This window comes from Mesorhizobium sp. (genome assembly GCF_965229135.1).
Classification (GTDB): Bacteria; Pseudomonadota; Alphaproteobacteria; order Rhizobiales; family Rhizobiaceae; genus Mesorhizobium.
Genome location: NZ_OZ245860.1, coordinates 1 through 14,846 on the forward strand (window position 1 = coordinate 1; position 14,846 = coordinate 14,846).

Annotated in this window: 15 protein-coding genes and 1 riboswitch; of the genes, 11 read left to right on the plus strand and 4 right to left on the minus strand. The window is 61.2% G+C overall.

The window, feature by feature from the left end; translation table 11 throughout:
- The first annotated feature begins 149 nt into the window (after positions 1-149).
- The gene (locus ACO07C_RS00005) at positions 150-305 is read left to right on the plus strand and encodes a hypothetical protein (RefSeq protein WP_421912190.1); all 156 of its coding nucleotides are present in this window, start codon (positions 150-152) and stop codon (positions 303-305) included.
- A 199-nt stretch (positions 306-504) separates the two neighbouring features.
- Positions 505-1,023 carry a peptide-methionine (S)-S-oxide reductase MsrA gene (gene msrA, locus ACO07C_RS00010; protein ID WP_421912191.1) on the plus strand — a complete coding sequence of 173 codons (519 nt, stop codon included), beginning with the start codon at positions 505-507 and terminating at the stop codon, positions 1,021-1,023.
- Positions 1,024-1,116: 93 nt separating this feature from the next.
- On the opposite strand, the gene ACO07C_RS00015 is transcribed toward msrA, so the two are convergent.
- A complete protein-coding gene (locus ACO07C_RS00015) occupies positions 1,117-1,443 on the minus strand; it encodes a hypothetical protein (RefSeq protein ID WP_421912192.1) in 327 nt (108 codons plus the stop codon).
- Positions 1,444-1,738: 295 nt separating this feature from the next.
- Positions 1,739-1,852: riboswitch (TPP riboswitch) on the plus strand.
- Between ACO07C_RS00015 and ACO07C_RS00020 the strand changes: the two genes are divergently transcribed.
- From ACO07C_RS00020 to ACO07C_RS00040, 5 genes are all read left to right on the plus strand, one after another.
- Complete coding sequence (locus ACO07C_RS00020) at positions 1,843-2,451, plus strand: YkoF family thiamine/hydroxymethylpyrimidine-binding protein (RefSeq protein WP_421912193.1); 609 nt, start codon at positions 1,843-1,845, stop codon at positions 2,449-2,451. Its footprint overlaps the riboswitch before it by 10 nt.
- Positions 2,452-2,492: 41 nt before the next feature.
- Entirely contained in the window at positions 2,493-3,317 is an 825-nt protein-coding gene (locus tag ACO07C_RS00025; RefSeq protein WP_421912194.1) for an ABC transporter permease, read from the plus strand.
- Positions 3,314-4,075 carry an ABC transporter ATP-binding protein gene (locus ACO07C_RS00030; RefSeq protein WP_421912195.1) on the plus strand — a complete coding sequence of 254 codons (762 nt, stop codon included), beginning with the start codon at positions 3,314-3,316 and terminating at the stop codon, positions 4,073-4,075. The genes ACO07C_RS00025 and ACO07C_RS00030 overlap by 4 nt, the downstream gene beginning before the upstream one ends.
- 2 nt (positions 4,076-4,077) lie before the next feature.
- Positions 4,078-5,121 carry an ABC transporter substrate-binding protein gene (locus ACO07C_RS00035; protein ID WP_421912196.1) on the plus strand — a complete coding sequence of 348 codons (1,044 nt, stop codon included), beginning with the start codon at positions 4,078-4,080 and terminating at the stop codon, positions 5,119-5,121.
- Between the two features lie 334 nt (positions 5,122-5,455).
- Positions 5,456-6,136 (plus strand): methyltransferase family protein, encoded by a 681-nt coding sequence (locus ACO07C_RS00040; protein ID WP_421912197.1) that lies wholly within the window; start codon positions 5,456-5,458, stop codon positions 6,134-6,136.
- 253 nt (positions 6,137-6,389) lie between these two features.
- Here ACO07C_RS00040 and mprF read toward each other — a convergent pair whose 3' ends face one another.
- Together mprF and ACO07C_RS00050 are read right to left on the minus strand one after the other, a co-directional pair.
- The gene (gene mprF, locus ACO07C_RS00045; protein ID WP_421917405.1) at positions 6,390-8,951 is read right to left on the minus strand and encodes a bifunctional lysylphosphatidylglycerol flippase/synthetase MprF; all 2,562 of its coding nucleotides are present in this window, start codon (positions 8,949-8,951) and stop codon (positions 6,390-6,392) included.
- A gap of 335 nt (positions 8,952-9,286) precedes the next feature.
- Positions 9,287-11,131, minus strand: coding sequence for a CHASE3 domain-containing protein (locus ACO07C_RS00050; protein WP_421917406.1), 1,845 nt, complete (start codon positions 11,129-11,131; stop codon positions 9,287-9,289).
- A gap of 506 nt (positions 11,132-11,637) precedes the next feature.
- On the opposite strand from ACO07C_RS00050, the gene ACO07C_RS00055 reads away from it, so the two are divergent.
- The 4 genes from ACO07C_RS00055 (at position 11,638) to ACO07C_RS00070 (ending at position 13,714) form a co-directional block, all read left to right on the plus strand.
- A complete protein-coding gene (locus ACO07C_RS00055) occupies positions 11,638-12,180 on the plus strand; it encodes a hypothetical protein (RefSeq protein WP_421912198.1) in 543 nt (180 codons plus the stop codon).
- 315 nt (positions 12,181-12,495) lie between these two features.
- A complete protein-coding gene (locus tag ACO07C_RS00060) occupies positions 12,496-12,660 on the plus strand; it encodes a DUF3309 family protein (RefSeq protein ID WP_421912199.1) in 165 nt (54 codons plus the stop codon).
- Positions 12,661-13,030: 370 nt separating this feature from the next.
- Positions 13,031-13,204, plus strand: a complete 174-nt coding sequence (locus ACO07C_RS00065; protein WP_421912200.1) for a hypothetical protein — start codon at positions 13,031-13,033, stop codon at positions 13,202-13,204.
- Between the two features lie 18 nt (positions 13,205-13,222).
- Positions 13,223-13,714 (plus strand): pyridoxamine 5'-phosphate oxidase family protein, encoded by a 492-nt coding sequence (locus ACO07C_RS00070; protein WP_421912201.1) that lies wholly within the window; start codon positions 13,223-13,225, stop codon positions 13,712-13,714.
- Positions 13,715-13,772: 58 nt separating this feature from the next.
- On the opposite strand, the gene ACO07C_RS00075 is transcribed toward ACO07C_RS00070, so the two are convergent.
- Entirely contained in the window at positions 13,773-14,843 is a 1,071-nt protein-coding gene (locus tag ACO07C_RS00075) for a sensor histidine kinase (RefSeq protein ID WP_421912202.1), read from the minus strand.
- Positions 14,844-14,846 lie beyond the last annotated feature (3 nt).

A 14,846-nucleotide genomic window follows, 5' to 3' on the forward strand; every position in this document is an offset into this window, starting at 1 on the left:
TCTCGGATCAGTTTCTTGCCGATGGTGGGCAAGGTTAAGCTGCCTTAAGGGGTCAATCGGACAGTCTGGCCGCAAAAGGCTCTTGTCGCGGACTGGAACGAAACCGCAGCTGTTTCGTTGCGACATTTCTGTGAGAACCGGGGTGAACAATGAGCGATATCCAGAAGATCGTATTGATGGTCTTGGCGGCGCTGCTGGCAATTTCCCTGATCGTGTTTGCCAATGACCGGATCAGGCACAGGATTGGCAATAGCTATGCTCAGCGGCCGGCCGCCGCCGATGATGCGTCCGGTGGGTCAATGTAGCTGGAGATCGCCATCCGCCTCCCGTGGCAGTGATGATGGCACCGTCTTGTTGGCCCTCCTGGCTTCTCCCAAGGCGGGATCTTCACATTTTTAACGTGCGCGAGGCGAAGCGCCCGCATGCCGACGTGCCCTTGTCTTGAGCGACTGGACGAAGGCGCCAACAATGCCCATTTATGGAGAAATTCAAAGGAGACGTGATATGGCGACTTCTACCGAACGTGCAGTGCTAGCCGGGGGCTGCTTCTGGGGCATGCAGGATTTGATACGGCGCTATCCCGGCGTCATCTCCACTCGAGTCGGCTACACCGGCGGTGACGTGCCTAATGCCACCTATCGCAATCATGGCACCCATGCGGAAGCCATCGAGATCATCTTCGACCCAAGCCGGATCAGCTATCGCACACTGCTGGAATCGTTCTTCCAGATTCATGACCCCACGACACGCAACCGCCAGGGCAACGATGTCGGAATGAGCTATCGCTCGGCGATCTACTACACCAGCGACGAGCAGAAGCGTGTGGCCGAGGACACCATTGCCGATGTCAATGCCTCGGGCCTCTGGCCCGGCAAGGTCGTCACCGAGGTGGAGCCCGCTGGCTCCTTCTGGCAGGCGGAGCCGGAGCACCAGGATTATCTCGAGAAGTACCCCAATGGCTATACCTGCCATTTCGTCAGACCGGGGTGGAAGCTCCCGGTTCGTGAAAAGGCCGTTTCGTAACACCCGGTGTACGTGGCTTTGCCGAGCAATGAACGCGAAGAAAGGCCATGGAGGGGGTGCTCCACGGCCTTTTCATGACAGAAGGTTCAATGATTACTTGCCACAGTTTTTGTCGTTGACCGTCGGTGCCGCGCTGCCCGGCGATGTTCCCGATGCATCCGCCTGGCTACCCTGCGGGCCGGTCGGGCAGTTCTGATCCGCATTTGAATTCATGCCGGTGGTGCTGTTGGTCGCGTTCGTGTCCACCGAATCCGGTACCGTGGTGTTGGGCGAGGCCGGCGTTACCGGATTCACCGTAACCGACTTGCCGCTGCCACCGCCATCGGCCGCGTTACCAGCGCCGCTACCGGTGCTTTGGGCCATCGCGGACGTGGCAAGACCAACGGTGAGAACAGAAGCTGCGATGATTTTCATGAACATGGTATTTCTCCATTTCTAGACATTTCGTCGCCTTGCGACCGTGGGGACAACCTCTCGATTCGACGAAGGTTCCCCAAAAAATATCGCCGGTTGCAGGGAACCGACGTCCGCAGAGAACGGGCCGAAGCAAGAAGCAACCAGCTCTTTGGCCGGAGGCGGAAAGGATGGCCGGCGCGTATTATCGGGACTACCCCAGCCGTCCAAACCCGGCTACGAGCCCGGCGCCGCAGCCGTGCACTGCAAGCCAGCTTCTGAAAAAAACGCTTTCGCGATCGCTCGAATGGTGCTTTATGGCGTCCATCCACAGGGGTGCTCCGTACGGTCGGGGCTGAGACGGGGGCGGCAAGCCCACAAACCCTAGAAGCTGATCTGGGTAATACCAGCGGAGCGAGGCGGGCTATGTTTTCAGGCGCACAGATTTCCCTATACCCCATGGCCGACGATTTTGTCGGTGTCATCCTTGGAGCGCTCGGCGCTCTCGATCCCTATCGCGACAGGCTCAGGATCGAGACGGACGACATCTCGACCTTGCTGGTCGGGCCGCCCGAGGTGCTGTTTCCGGCCATGCGCGACCTGTTCGTGGCGGCGGCGGCCAGCGGCAAGCACTGCGTGCTTTCGGCGGCCATATCGCGTGGCTGTCCCGGCGAGCCCGATGATCCGATCTGCCGTTCCGACGCGATCGGTGGCCCGGTCGGACCGCTCAGCCTGCGCAAGGCGGCGGCCATCGCAGCCGTGCGGGAAGCCGATGTCACCCGCCAACAGGTGGCGGTGCAGTTCTCGCTTTATGTGATGGGCACCGGCGACCACATGGACGAAATCTACGGCTGCATCGACTTTCTCAAGCAGTCGGGCGTCTTCGACCGTTCCAAGCATTTCTGCACCAGGTTGCGCGGCGACGCCGGGGCTGTGTTCTCGACCTTGAACGAGGCCTTCTGCAGGTTCGGGCCGGGCGCCGGCCACGTAACCCTCGACGTCACGGTCTCGGCCAACAGCCCAACCGCTGTGTGAAGCTACCAGCGCATTCGCGCTGTGTACCAAAGGTTCGTGCCGTGCCCGCTTTACCAGACGCCCGTTCGCACGGGTTCACATCAGCCATCGTCAGGGCTTTGCCGGCCATCGTTTCGGTTGGCATCCTGCTGGTGGCCTGGGAACTCTATGCCCGCTTCTCCGGCATCAAGCCGACAACGCTGCCGGCGCCCTCCCGTGTCTTCGAACAGGCGGTGCTGAACCGCGATGCGCTGGTCGAAAACACCATTCCCACCATCCGCGCCACGCTGCTTGGCTTTGCCTGCTCGCTGAGCGCCGCTTTCGTTCTCTCGATGCTCATCGATTTCTATCGTCCGCTGAGGAGAGCGCTGTTTCCGGTCTTCATCGTCAGCCAGACATTGCCGCTGGTCGCCATCGCGCCGCTGGTCGTGCTGTGGTTCGGCTTCGGCCTGGCGCCCAAGATCATGCTGGTGGCGCTGGTCACCTTCTTTCCGATGCTGGTCGCCCTGGGCCAGGGCTATGAGGCGACCGAAATCGAGATCAGTCAGATGCTGAAGGCCATGGGGGCCGGGCGATGGCGGGTTTTTTTCCTGGCCCGGCTGCCTTCGGCTCTGCCCTATTTTTTCGCCGGTCTGAAGATCTCCATCACCTATGCGGTGGTTGGCGCGATTTTCGCTGAATATGCCGGCGCGGCGAAAGGACTGGGCATCTACATGCTGTCAGCCAAGAACAATTTCCGCCCCGACCTGGTGCTTGCCGCTGTCGGGGTGAGCGCGCTGTTGACGCTGGTCCTGTTCGGGCTGACGGCGCTGATCCAGCACCTTGCCATGCCTTGGGAGCGGGTGGGTAAGGAACGCAGGGAACATGCCGGGGAAGGATCGTCATGACACGGCTTGAACTGCGCAACGTAAGCAAGCGCTTCGGCGACCTCGATGTGCTGGCTGATATCTCGCTCAACGTAGCGCATGGCGAATTCGTCTCAATCCTCGGCCCGTCCGGCGCCGGCAAATCGACGATCTTCCAACTGCTGACCGGCGGGCTGAACGGCGCGCACGGAGAAATGCTGTTCGACGGTGCGCCGCTTGATGACCATGGCCGTCACTTTGCATTCATGCCGCAGCGCGACGCGCTTATGCCGTGGCGGCGCGTCATCGACAACACGACGCTTGGCCTCGAGGTGCAAGGCATCCGCCGCAAGGTGGCACGCATCCGTGTCGAGCCCCTGTTTACCGAATTCGGGCTGGCCGGCTTCGAGCGGCACTACCCGGCGCAGCTTTCCGGCGGCATGCGCCAGCGCGCGGCACTGCTGCGCACGGTCGTGCAAGAGCGCGACATGTTGCTGCTTGACGAGCCCTTCGGCGCGCTTGACGCACTGACCAGGACCAGCATGCAGCGCTGGCTGGAACAGATGTGGCGGCATCACCGCTGGACAGCACTCCTCATCACCCATGATGTGCGCGAAGCGGTGCTCCTGTCCGATCGCATTTATGTGCTTTCGGCGCGTCCCGCCCGCATTGTCGGCGAGATCAAGGTGCGGCTGCCGCGCCCGCGCGATTTCAACGACGCCATGGCGCGCCAGGCCGGCGCGCTCGAAGCGGAAATCCTCGACATCATTCTCAACCCGCGGACCAATCAAAGGACATGACGATGACTGATTTCACGCGCCGGCAGGCCCTGCTGCTGACACTCGCCACCGGCTTTGCCGGGACTTCCCGGTCCTTCGCCCAGTCATCGGCCGGCCAGTCATCGTCCGGCCAGTCGCCGGCGCAAAAGGTCACCGTCGCGCTCGACTGGACCGTCAACACCAATCACATCGGCCTCTTCATCGCCCGCGACAAGGGCTTTTACGCCGATGCCGGCCTGCAGGCCGAGATTCTGCCTTACGGTGATACCGGTTCGGGCACACTGGTCAGCAATCGCATCGCCGACTTCGGCATCAGCGGGGCGCTGGGCCTGTTCACCCAGAAGTCCGCCGGCGCCGACCTGAAAGCCGTCTATGCCGTTGTGCAGCACGAAACGGGGCGCGTGGTCTTCAACGCCGACCGCGCCGGAATCAAAAGCCCCAGAAATCTCGACGGCCTGACCTATGGTGGCTTTGGCAGTGCCTGGGAGAACGCTCTGATCTCGACGATCATCCGCCACGACGGCGGCAAGGGTGATTTCAAGACCGTGACGCTCGGCACTTCGGCCTATGAGGCACTGGCCGATGGCTCCGTCGATTTCACGCTGGAGGTCTCGACCTGGGAAGGCGTAGACGCCGAGTTGAGGGGCATGAAGCAGCGCAGTTTCCGCTATGCCGACTACGGAGTGCCCGACGAACACACCACCTTCATCGCCTCCAGCGAGGCGTATCTGACGGCAAACCCGAAAATTGCCGCGGCGTTCGTCCAGGCAACGCAACGTGGTTACGAGTTCGCCGTCGGCCACCCCGAAGAGGCGGCCGCCCTCTTGATATCAGCCAACAAGGATGCCCTGACCAATCCGGCCCTGATCCAGGCGTCGCTGAAGGCGCTCATCGACGGGCACTATCTGCGCGGTGAAAGCGGCACCATAGGTACGATCGACAAAGCCAAGATCGAGGCGATGGGAGGATATCTGTTTTCCGCTGGAATCCTGCGCGATGCAGATGGTAACGCGCTGAAGCAAGAACCAGATTTTGCTGGCTATTTCAGCAATGCGTATCTGGGGTAGCGGAAGAACGACAACAAAGCGGCCGTGCATTCGAAGGAGCCATGAATTTGAATTCGCCTGCGGCTGGGTTTGTCTGCCCGAAATGTCAGGCGTGACCTGCATTCGCCTCAATAGGCGAATGCAATTGCCGCGAACTCTCAAGCCGTGAGCCAGGCGGAAGTGTTGTGCCTGGAAATTCGCCTTCAACCGGTTGCAACTTCTTCTCAACCATAGAAGGCGGTTCAATGGCTCCGCGTCGCTTTAAATCGATCCCGGCGGAATCGGTTAACCTGCCAGCAATGCTGACATGCAACGGTCGCTCCGAGGGATAACCCTGGGGGTAACCGCATTGCTCATGTCAAAAAGTGAAACTCTGCCGCATGTCGGGCGGAAGGAAGTTCTGACAGAAGCGCGAAAGCGTGAACTCATCATCGATGTGCGCGAAGCTCTGTTCCGCACCGCCGCGTTGCTTGTCGCCGGCTTCTTCGTCTACCGCGGGGTCTATCATCTGGTAATCGATGCGTCCCGTCTCAACGTGCTGTTGCTGACGATTTCGGAGACGCTCACCTTCGTCTGGCTGCTGTTGTCGCGGCGGCCGCTGGTCCGCGACTGGAACCCGTTCACCGTCATCGTGGCGCTGGTCGCCAGCTTCGGCACCGGTTTCGTCATGCTCGATCCGGGCATTGCCTTCATTCCGCTTTACGTGGCCGCGCCGCTGCAGTTCCTGGCATTGTGGTTCGTCATCTGGGGCAAGATGTCGCTCGGGCGGTCCTTCGCCATCCTGCCGGCCAATCGCGGCGTGGTTACCAGCGGTGCCTACCGGATCGTTCGCCATCCGATCTATGCCGGGTACCTGATGGGCCACGTCCTGTTCCTGCTGTCGAGCTTTTCCTTCTACAATCTCGCGGCCTACACGTTGATCTCCTGCCTGCAGCTTCATCGCATCCTGCGCGAGGAAGCGATCCTTGCCAGGACGCCGGAGTACCGGGACTATATGGACCGGGTCCGTTACAGGGTGATCTACGGCGTGTTCTGACGGGCTGTTTTATCGGCACGCGGCCCATTCGTCGTTCCGTCCATGGTTCGGCCCGCCCTGCAAACAGGGCGGGCCTTTGCATTCGGGGCAACGGGATGCCGGCCGCGTCCGCGTCGAGCGTGTAGGCGAAGCCGCTGGCCGGGTCGGCTTCCGCCACCGGGGCATCTCGTAGCCGTGTGACGAGATTTCTCGCTGGATGGAGCGCGACGGCGCCGGCCAGCGTCATCACCTGGTCATCCGCGCAAGGACTTGGTCATTTGCGGATGAGTTCCAGCGGTCCGCCGCTGATCAGCGCGGTGACGTCGAACAGCGAGCGGATTGTGTCGAGCCCTGGCGGACAGACGAAATAATGCGGTGTCCATACCGGATCGAACTTGTCCTTGAAGGCTTTCAGCCCGTCAAAACGATAGAGGTTCTGGCCGCGCCGGTAGAGAAAGGATCCGAAACGGTTCCAGCGCGAGGCGAGCCGGCTGGCGGAAAGGCCGGAGAGGGGAGCCGCACCGAGATTGAACCAGCGGTAGCCCAGCGCCTTGCCATGAAGCAGCAACCTCGTCAGCAGCGCGTCCATGACGATCTTGGGCGCATCGGGCACATGGCGCATCAGGTCGATGGTCAGCTCGCTCTTGTCGGCGCTGCCCCACAGATTGGCGAAGGCGATGATGCGGCCCTGCAGGCGGATGACAGCGATGTCGAACTTGCTGAGATAGTCATCCTCGAAATAGCCAAGCGAAAAGCCTTTTTCACTTCCCGCCTTCATCTCCAGCCAGGCATCCGACACGGCCCGCAACTCGCCAAGCAGCGGAGGGACATCGTGTGTCTTGACGACCTCGAAGACCATACCATCCTTTTCGGCACGGCGATCGGCGTAGCGCAAGGGTTGACGGCGCGCGCCATCAAGATTGAAAGCCGTGAGGTCGACGCGGGCGACCTCGCCAAGCTTCAGCGCGACCAGCCCCATGTCGAGATACATGGGTAGTTGCTCGGGCTCCACGCCATAGAAGGCGGTACGGACAGCGGAACGATCGGCAAGATCGTGAAAGGCCCAGGCCAGATCGGTGTCGCCCTCCACGGGCCCGATGGGACCGCCGAGCGCGATCAGGCTGCCGCCGGAGCGGGCATACATGATGAAACCGCGGCCGTCCGGCGACATCAGGAACTGCTTGTCGCCGAGCATTGCCAGGGCCGCATGCGTGACATTCGAGGAGGCGACGATGGCGCCGATGGCTTGAGGGATCTCGGCGCGGGGCTTGCGGTCGATGGCATTTCGATTGACGGCCGTGTGAAGCGCCGTCGCCGCCGTCGCGATCAGGATCACGATGCTGGCGCGCAGGAAGCGTGGCGCGTCGCCGTCTACGGCGAACTGCCAAAACAGCTGGTTGGAGTATTCCACGTTGCGGTAGCTGAAGAAGCCGAGCCAGATCGAGATCGCGACGATGCTGATGACGCTGGCCAGCCAGCCCCATGACAAGGGTCCGACGCCTTCGATCGGGCGGCGATAGAAAGACGTGCGGAACCCGATCAGGACCGCCGACATGCCCAGGAGGACCACTGCATCCTCCCAGACGAGACCCTTTCCGATCGAGAAGACGGCTCCCAGGATGAAAAGGATAAGCGCAGCCGCCCAGGCCTGTTGAAGCCGGCGTGCGAGGCCTCTTGCAAGGATCAGCATGGCAATGCCGACGAAACTGGCGGCCAGATGCGAGACTTCTATGAACGGAAGCGGCAGCAGGTCGGACAGAAGGTCCAGACGCTCAGTGGCACCTGGAATGGAGCTCGACAGCAACAGCATGATGCCGCCGGAGAAGGTCGTGGCGGCAACAAGCGGCGGAACCAAGGGCTCGAGGATGCGTCCGGCGGACCGGACACGCTGGGAGACATGTGCATGCCTGGCGTAGATCTCGAATGCCAGGACGCCGACGATCGCGACCAGGAAAGGCAAAAGCGTATAGATGATCCGGAATGCCAGCAGTGCGGCGATGGCGTCCGGATTGCTGCCCAGCCCAAGGCCGGCGATCATCGAGGCTTCGAAGGCTCCAAGGCCGCCCGGTGCATGGCTGGCGATACCGATGATGGTTGCCATCACGAAAACCAGGGCGAAGACCGCCGGACTGGTGGTGACCGTGTCGGGCATCAGGACGTAAAGCGTTCCGGCGGCGGCGCAGACATCGACCAGCCCGGCCACGATCTGCGTCAGCGCGCCGCGCGAGTTGGGCAGCCTGATCGAGACCTTTCCAAGGGTGAGGGTGCGCTCGCCGCGCGACAGCCACCCGACCAGGAAACCGATGGCAAGGATCAGCGCGATGCCGAGCGCGAGACCGAGGCGCGGATCGAGCTGGTCGATGAACGGCGTGCGCGCGGGATCAAGCACCAGGCCAAGGGCGATCATGACGGTGAACGCGAACCAGATTGCCAGCCATGACGTGCCGATGATGCGGCCGATATCGGACAACGCAATGCCTTCGCCGGCATAGATGCGGTAGCGCAGCATGCCGCCGGTCAGCAGCGAGAAGCCGAGCGCGTTGGAAATGGCGCAACCTGCAGCGCCCACTGTCGCCGACACGATCCTGGGAATGCGGCCGGGCGCGATCGTCTCCACCGCGACCACATCGTAGAAGGCGATTGCCGCGAAGCTGACCACTGTCAGCGCAAGCGCCATCGCGAGGTGCCGGCCTGGGATGTTCGCCGCCGATTCCAGCACATGGTCGAGTGAAAGATCGCTGAGGAACCGCTGCAACACCACAACGGTGATGGCGGCGATCGCCACGCCGGCGACGGGCATGGCAAAATGCTGATAGCGGCTCCAGAAACCGAACATCTGCAGACGCGCTTCCGGCCCGCGCAGCACATCGGCTTTCGGGCCCGGATTGCCCGGGTCTGACAGCTCGGTTTTTGATGTCATCTTGCGAAGTAATCCCCGGAGGTCTTGTCGAAAATTGAAGTTTGCTTAAGGCAGTCAAAGGCAATTGTGCGGCAGTATCAGCGGAAGCTAACGAACCGCCTGAAGCTGGATAGCGCCGCATCTGTGTCGGCGGTGTGACCGAGACGCGGTTACACAGAATTCATGGGGCTTTTATGCCGCCGTAAACGCGGTCATGCACGATTAAGCCTGCAAGGCCGCAGGCCAATTCGGGCGAAACGTGAGGGGCAAGTTTATTTCTCCCTGTCCAGCACGTCGCGAAGCTTGGCGGCTAGTTGGTCGATGGTGAAGGGCTTAGCCAGGAAATGCACGTCATGGTCGAGCACGCCATTGTGCACGACAGCGTTCCTGGTGAAGCCGGTGGTGAAGATCACCTTCAATCCCGGCATGCGCGCAGTTGCCTCTTCGGCGAGCTTGCGGCCGTTCATCGCCGGCATGACGATATCGGTGAAGATCAGAGCGACGGATGGGTTTTCGCCCAGCTTGCGCAGAGCTTCCTCGCCGCTGCCGGCGTGGATGACGGTGTAGCCGAGCTCGCGGATGGCATCGGTGGTGGAGGCGCGGACGCGCTCGTCATCCTCGACCACCAGGATGGTTTCTGTTGCCGGCCTGTTGGCCGTTTCTGCCGGATTGACAGGCAGGTCAGCTCCTTCGTCACCGAAGAAGCGGGGCAGGTAGATGCGGACCGTCGTGCCTTCGCCGGGCTCGGAGTATATCTTGACGTGGCCGCCGGACTGCTTGACGAAGCCGAACACCTGGCTCAATCCGAGGCCAGTGCCCTTGTTGACGCCCTTGGTCGTGAAAAACGGTTCGAAGGCCCTGGCCATGATTTCAGGCGACATGCCTGAACCCGTGTCGGTAACCGCGATCATGACATATTGGCCGGCGGTCACTTCCGCATGAGCGGCGGCATAATTGTCGTCGAGATGGCTGTTGGCTGTCTCGATCGTCAGCTTGCCGCCGTCGCCCATGGCATCGCGCGCGTTGACGGCAAGATTGAGTATGGCGTTCTCGACCTGGCTAGGGTCGGCGTGGGTCTTCCACAGGCCGCCGGCCAGAACCGTTTCGATGCTGATAGTTTCGCCCAGTGCCCGGCGCAGGAGGTCGGACATCCCGGTCAACAGGCGGTTGGCGTCGATGGTCTGGGGAGCCAGCGGCTGCTGGCGTGAAAAGGCAAGCAGCCGGGCCGTCAGATTGGCAGCGCGGGTGGCGGCATCGGTCGCCGCCTCGATGAATTTCAAAATATCGTGCTCGCCGCGGGCGAGTTTGCGCTGCGCCAGGTTCATGGCGCTGATGATGACGGCCAGCATGTTGTTGAAGTCGTGAGCAATGCCGCCGGTCAACTGGCCGACGGCCTCCATCTTCTGCATCTGGCGGATTTGTGCTTCCGCTTTCTCGCGTGTCCGGATTTCGCTGGTGAGCGCAATATTCTTTCTGTGCAGCTCGTCCTGGGCAAGAACGACTTCACGGAAGCGGCGACCAGATTCGCGGATTGTGTAGGCGCCGAGCAGGAAAATGGCCAGTAGTGCGGTGAAAGAGCCGATGCGCAGCCAGCTTTCGACCTGATCCGTCCTGAGGTAGCGGGCCTGCAGAGCGGCCCCGCCATCGCGCCGGATCGCATCGAGGCTGGCCCGGATATGATCCATCGCGGCCTTGCCCCGGTCGCTCCGCACAACCTCCATGGCCTGTGCCTTGTCACCGGCGTCATAGAGCCTGATCGTTTCCGCGAGCTCCGCCAGTTTTTGCGACAACGCGTCCTTGATGCCGGCGATCTGTTGCATCCGGGCGTTGTCGCCCGCGGTCATCTCGTCGATCCGGGAAAGTTGTCCGGGCAAGGCATCGACGGCCTTCTGGTAGGGTTCGAGATAGGGCCTTTCTCCGGTCAGCAGGTAGCCGCGCTGGCCGCTCTCGGCGTCCTGCGCCAGAGACAGCAGGCCCGACAGCAATTGCTGATATTCGATGGCATCGCGGGCGGCCAGCCGGTTGGCGCTCTGGTTCTCGACCAGGATCGCTCGCGCGCCGACGATCAATGCCAAAATGACGAAGCCGATAATGAGCGGAAGCGATTGCCACCGCATGGCGCGCCGCAGTCTCGCGATCATATGTCCCGAACCAAAGGAATTCCCCGAAGGATGCATTTGGTAAGCGGCGGCACGACGGAACGCAAGGCAGGGGGAGACGTCTTGTTGGATATGGCGACGATTGCGGTTCGTGCTCGGTCAAGGAATCGGCGATGCAACCTAAAGCAACCATGGGTGTCATGTTTATTATTTACCGGTTGAATCGGGGCAAAATTGGCAAATACTGCTGCAAGTGCGAACAAAGTTCATCAATTCTATGTAGTAACTGTTTATCTAATATTTTATTATAATTGTAATATAATTACAATTATTTGGTTTTATATGCAAATACCATGATTACCGTATCAAGGATTTCAATTGAAACCGAACGCATCCCTGTTCGTATCTCTATAGTGCAATCGGCGAGGTGCCGAATGTCTATGCGCAACTACAACAGGGAGAGTGTTATGAATTTTACAATCAAAACAATCACCAGTGGGTTGGCAGGTGGTGCTGTTATATTCATGCTTTCAATGCCCACCAATGCGGCAGGACTTGGCGTCGGCGTGGGCGCATCGGTCGGCGGTAGCGGTGGCGTCAATGCCGGTGTCGGTGCGTCGATCGGTGGCGGCGGCGGCATCAATGCCGGCGCCGGCGCTTCGGTTGGCGGAAGCAACGGTGTGAACGCAGGAGCTGGTGCATCCGTGGGCGGCGCAAGTGGCGTCAATGCCGGCGTCGGCGCCAATGTCGGCGGCTCAGGCGGTGTCACCGCGGGCCTCGGTGCAAATGTGGGCGGCACGGGTGGTATTGGCGTTGGCGCGGGTGTCGGCGTTGGCAACGGTGTCGGCGTCGGTGTCGGGGTTGGCGTGGGAACAGATCCGGGCACTCCCGGCACGCCGGGAACACCTGGCACGCCGGGAACTCCGGGGCGACTTTCGACCGTCGTCGCCCAGATGTCGGACAGCCAGCTGATGCGCATGAAGAAGCGCTGCGCGGATGTGCTGAGCGACTCCGGCGCGTATGATCGCGACCTGCGCCAGTTGTGCCTGCTGATCGCGCGCCGCTAGCGTATGGACCCAGCCCTTCGCGCGTGGAATAGGACGCGCGGCGCCTAAGAAAACAGGCGCAACGGTAGTGTCGAACCAGCCGCGAGGCTTCGATCACACTTCCGGCCTCCGGTCAGTCGGAAAGCCCGCTTCCGCAAGGTGGCGGGCTTTTTGCGTTTGGACCGGCTGTCTGCCCAAACGGAATAATATTCTTGCGACTTCCGGCTACGCGCCGAGGGAACGCTAACGCCTTCCAGGCGTTCAGCTTTTCAGCAACACGCGAATGGCCGCGATGTTGAAACCGGCGCGGAAGCGCACTCAGGAGCGGGAAGAATCATGAGCCTTGGAACCATCCTCATCATCATCTTGATCATTGCACTGCTCGGCGGCTTCAGCGGGCTGGGCGGCGGTCCGTTCTATGGCACTGGCTACTATGGTGGCGGCGGCCTTGGCCTCGTGCTCATCATCATCATCGTGCTGGTCGTCCTCGGGCGAATCTAGCAATCGGTCGCAACCCACGAACCGAAGCACGAACCGAAATAGCAATCGCCCCGGTCTGACAGGCCGGGGCGATTGCCATTCAGCCATTGAGCGCGATCGGGTTGAGCCAGCGCCGATCGAAAGCTTTTTTCACCGGAACGTGATGGATCCGCGCTCAAAACGTGATGCATGGGCGCGTGTGGGGAACTGCATTCCGCGAGCAAGTTCTGTAACATGAATTCGGTCCACAAACCCCCCTGTGGAAAAAAGAGGACAAGGGTCCCACCTCGTGTCCTTCTCCCAAGGCCCGCTCCGGCTTCGCCGGGCGGGCTTTTGACTTTGCACCGGAACCTGGTCGCGCTCGACATCGTTGAGGCCCGGAAGGCTGCAAATGCCCGTGACGCTTCGAACCACGCTGTGCGAAATTCGAGATGGCCTGCGCGCCATGCGCAAGACCGTGGCGGCGCGGGGCCACATCGAAGCCATCCAGGGGCTTGATGCACTGATCGGCGTTGCCGAAGCGGAGGCTGTTCAGGCCATCCGGCGGATCGATCTCAAAACCTGAACGGAAAGAAGGATCGCTATGAACGTCAAGGACATGACGCGTGAGGACTGCATTGCCCTGTTGAAGTCGGAGCGGCTTGGCCGACTGGCCTGCGTCAGGGACAGCCGTCCCTATGTGGTGCCGATTCATTTTGCCTTCGGCGACAATTTTATCTTCAGCTTCTCGTTGCCTGGCAAGAAGGTCGAGTGGATGCGCGGCAATCCCCACGTCTGTCTCCAGGTCGATGATGTCGGCAATGCGGATGGCTGGAAGAGCGTTGTCGTCGAAGGCGTATTCGAGGAACTTCCGAAGGGGCCCTCTCGGGATCAGACGATTCCCCCCGAAGCGCAGGCGCCGGCGGGCGACCATGATCGTGAATATGCGTGGTCGCTGCTGGCGCAGCATGCGAACTGGTGGGAACCAGGCGCCTTCAAGCCCGGCACCGCCGCGATCATTTCCGGGAGCCATCTTTTCTACCAGATCCGGATCGAGACGATTTCGGGAAGACAGGCATCCTATGCTGCCGCGTGAATTTGCCCGGAACCTCCCGGCTTGCGGACATCCGAACAGATTTCGGCGTGAAGGGGCTCTACGCTGCCCGCGGTACCTTTGAGGTGAATGTCGCCCTGGTTATGGACACGCTGGTGCCGGCAGCGTCGCTTATGGTTTCCACCTTGGCTTCAAGCTGTTTCACCAGCGCCTCGACGATTGCCGTTCCAAGACCGGTGCCTGGCACATCGTTGGCGGCCTTTCCGACACCATTGTCCGAAACCGTCAGTTCCCAGTCGCTGCCGGCGGTCTCGTAGGTCACCTGGATGCGAGCGTCGGCCTTCTCTTTCGGAAAGGCGTATTTGATCGCGTTGAGGACGAGTTCGGTGACGATCAGTCCCAGGCTGACGGCCCGTTGCGAATCCATCCTGCCGCCTTCGGCCGTCACGGTGACCGCGATCGGCTGGGCTTCGCCGACCATGGACAACGCCAGGCTTCCGCACAGTTTCGAGAGGTAAGAGCCGACATCGATCTCGTCGACGCCGGACGAGGTGTGGAGATGACGTTGTACCTCGGCGACCGACATCACGCGCTGATGCGCGTCCTTGAGATGCTGGCGCGTCTCTTCGGATGTGACAGAGCGAGCCTTCAACAACAAGATGCTGGCGATGATCTGCAGGCTGTTGGCGACCCGGTGCTCCATTTCGCGGAGCAGCACGTCCTTCTGGTTGAGCAGATCCTTGGTACGGCTGAGCAATTCCGCCTTTTCGTTCTCGACGACACGACGGGCGGTTATGTCATTGAACGCCAGAAGGATGGTGATGGCCGAACTGTGGTCGTAGAGCACCTTGCGCGCATTGAGCAGCATGGTGCGGCGGCCGATCCCCGGGAAATCATGGTCGACCTCAAAACCGTCCATCGCGGTCTTCTCGGGGATGATCGTCTCCAGCAAAAGGCGCAGTGCCGGGATGTCCCATTGGCCATCGCCAAGCGCGTAGAGCAGGGAGCCGCGTGTCTGCTCGGGGTCGACCTTGAAGGTGCTGTAGAACGAACGGCTGGCTTCCAGCACGCGGAATTTCTCGTCGAGGACCAAAAACGGTTCCGCGATCGTATTGACGATGGCCTGCGCCAGCGTCTGCGCATCCTCGACATTCTCAATGGGGTAGAACATGGG

Excerpts from the sequence above, each read along its gene's own strand:
- ACO07C_RS00005 (WP_421912190.1), top strand. The coding sequence starts at position 150 with ATGAGCGATATCCAGAAGATCGTATTGATGGTCTTGGCGGCGCTGCTG.
- msrA (WP_421912191.1), top strand. The coding sequence starts at position 505 with ATGGCGACTTCTACCGAACGTGCAGTGCTAGCCGGGGGCTGCTTCTGG.
- ACO07C_RS00015 (WP_421912192.1), bottom strand. The coding sequence starts at position 1,443 with ATGTTCATGAAAATCATCGCAGCTTCTGTTCTCACCGTTGGTCTTGCC.
- ACO07C_RS00020 (WP_421912193.1), top strand. The coding sequence starts at position 1,843 with ATGTTTTCAGGCGCACAGATTTCCCTATACCCCATGGCCGACGATTTT.
- ACO07C_RS00030 (WP_421912195.1), top strand. The coding sequence starts at position 3,314 with ATGACACGGCTTGAACTGCGCAACGTAAGCAAGCGCTTCGGCGACCTC.
- ACO07C_RS00035 (WP_421912196.1), top strand. The coding sequence starts at position 4,078 with ATGACTGATTTCACGCGCCGGCAGGCCCTGCTGCTGACACTCGCCACC.
- ACO07C_RS00040 (WP_421912197.1), top strand. The coding sequence starts at position 5,456 with ATGTCAAAAAGTGAAACTCTGCCGCATGTCGGGCGGAAGGAAGTTCTG.
- mprF (WP_421917405.1), bottom strand. The coding sequence starts at position 8,951 with ATGTTCGGTTTCTGGAGCCGCTATCAGCATTTTGCCATGCCCGTCGCC.
- ACO07C_RS00050 (WP_421917406.1), bottom strand. The coding sequence starts at position 11,131 with ATGCGGTGGCAATCGCTTCCGCTCATTATCGGCTTCGTCATTTTGGCA.
- ACO07C_RS00055 (WP_421912198.1), top strand. The coding sequence starts at position 11,638 with ATGCTTTCAATGCCCACCAATGCGGCAGGACTTGGCGTCGGCGTGGGC.
- ACO07C_RS00060 (WP_421912199.1), top strand. The coding sequence starts at position 12,496 with ATGAGCCTTGGAACCATCCTCATCATCATCTTGATCATTGCACTGCTC.
- ACO07C_RS00065 (WP_421912200.1), top strand. The coding sequence starts at position 13,031 with ATGCCCGTGACGCTTCGAACCACGCTGTGCGAAATTCGAGATGGCCTG.
- ACO07C_RS00070 (WP_421912201.1), top strand. The coding sequence starts at position 13,223 with ATGAACGTCAAGGACATGACGCGTGAGGACTGCATTGCCCTGTTGAAG.
- ACO07C_RS00075 (WP_421912202.1), bottom strand. The coding sequence starts at position 14,843 with ATGTTCTACCCCATTGAGAATGTCGAGGATGCGCAGACGCTGGCGCAG.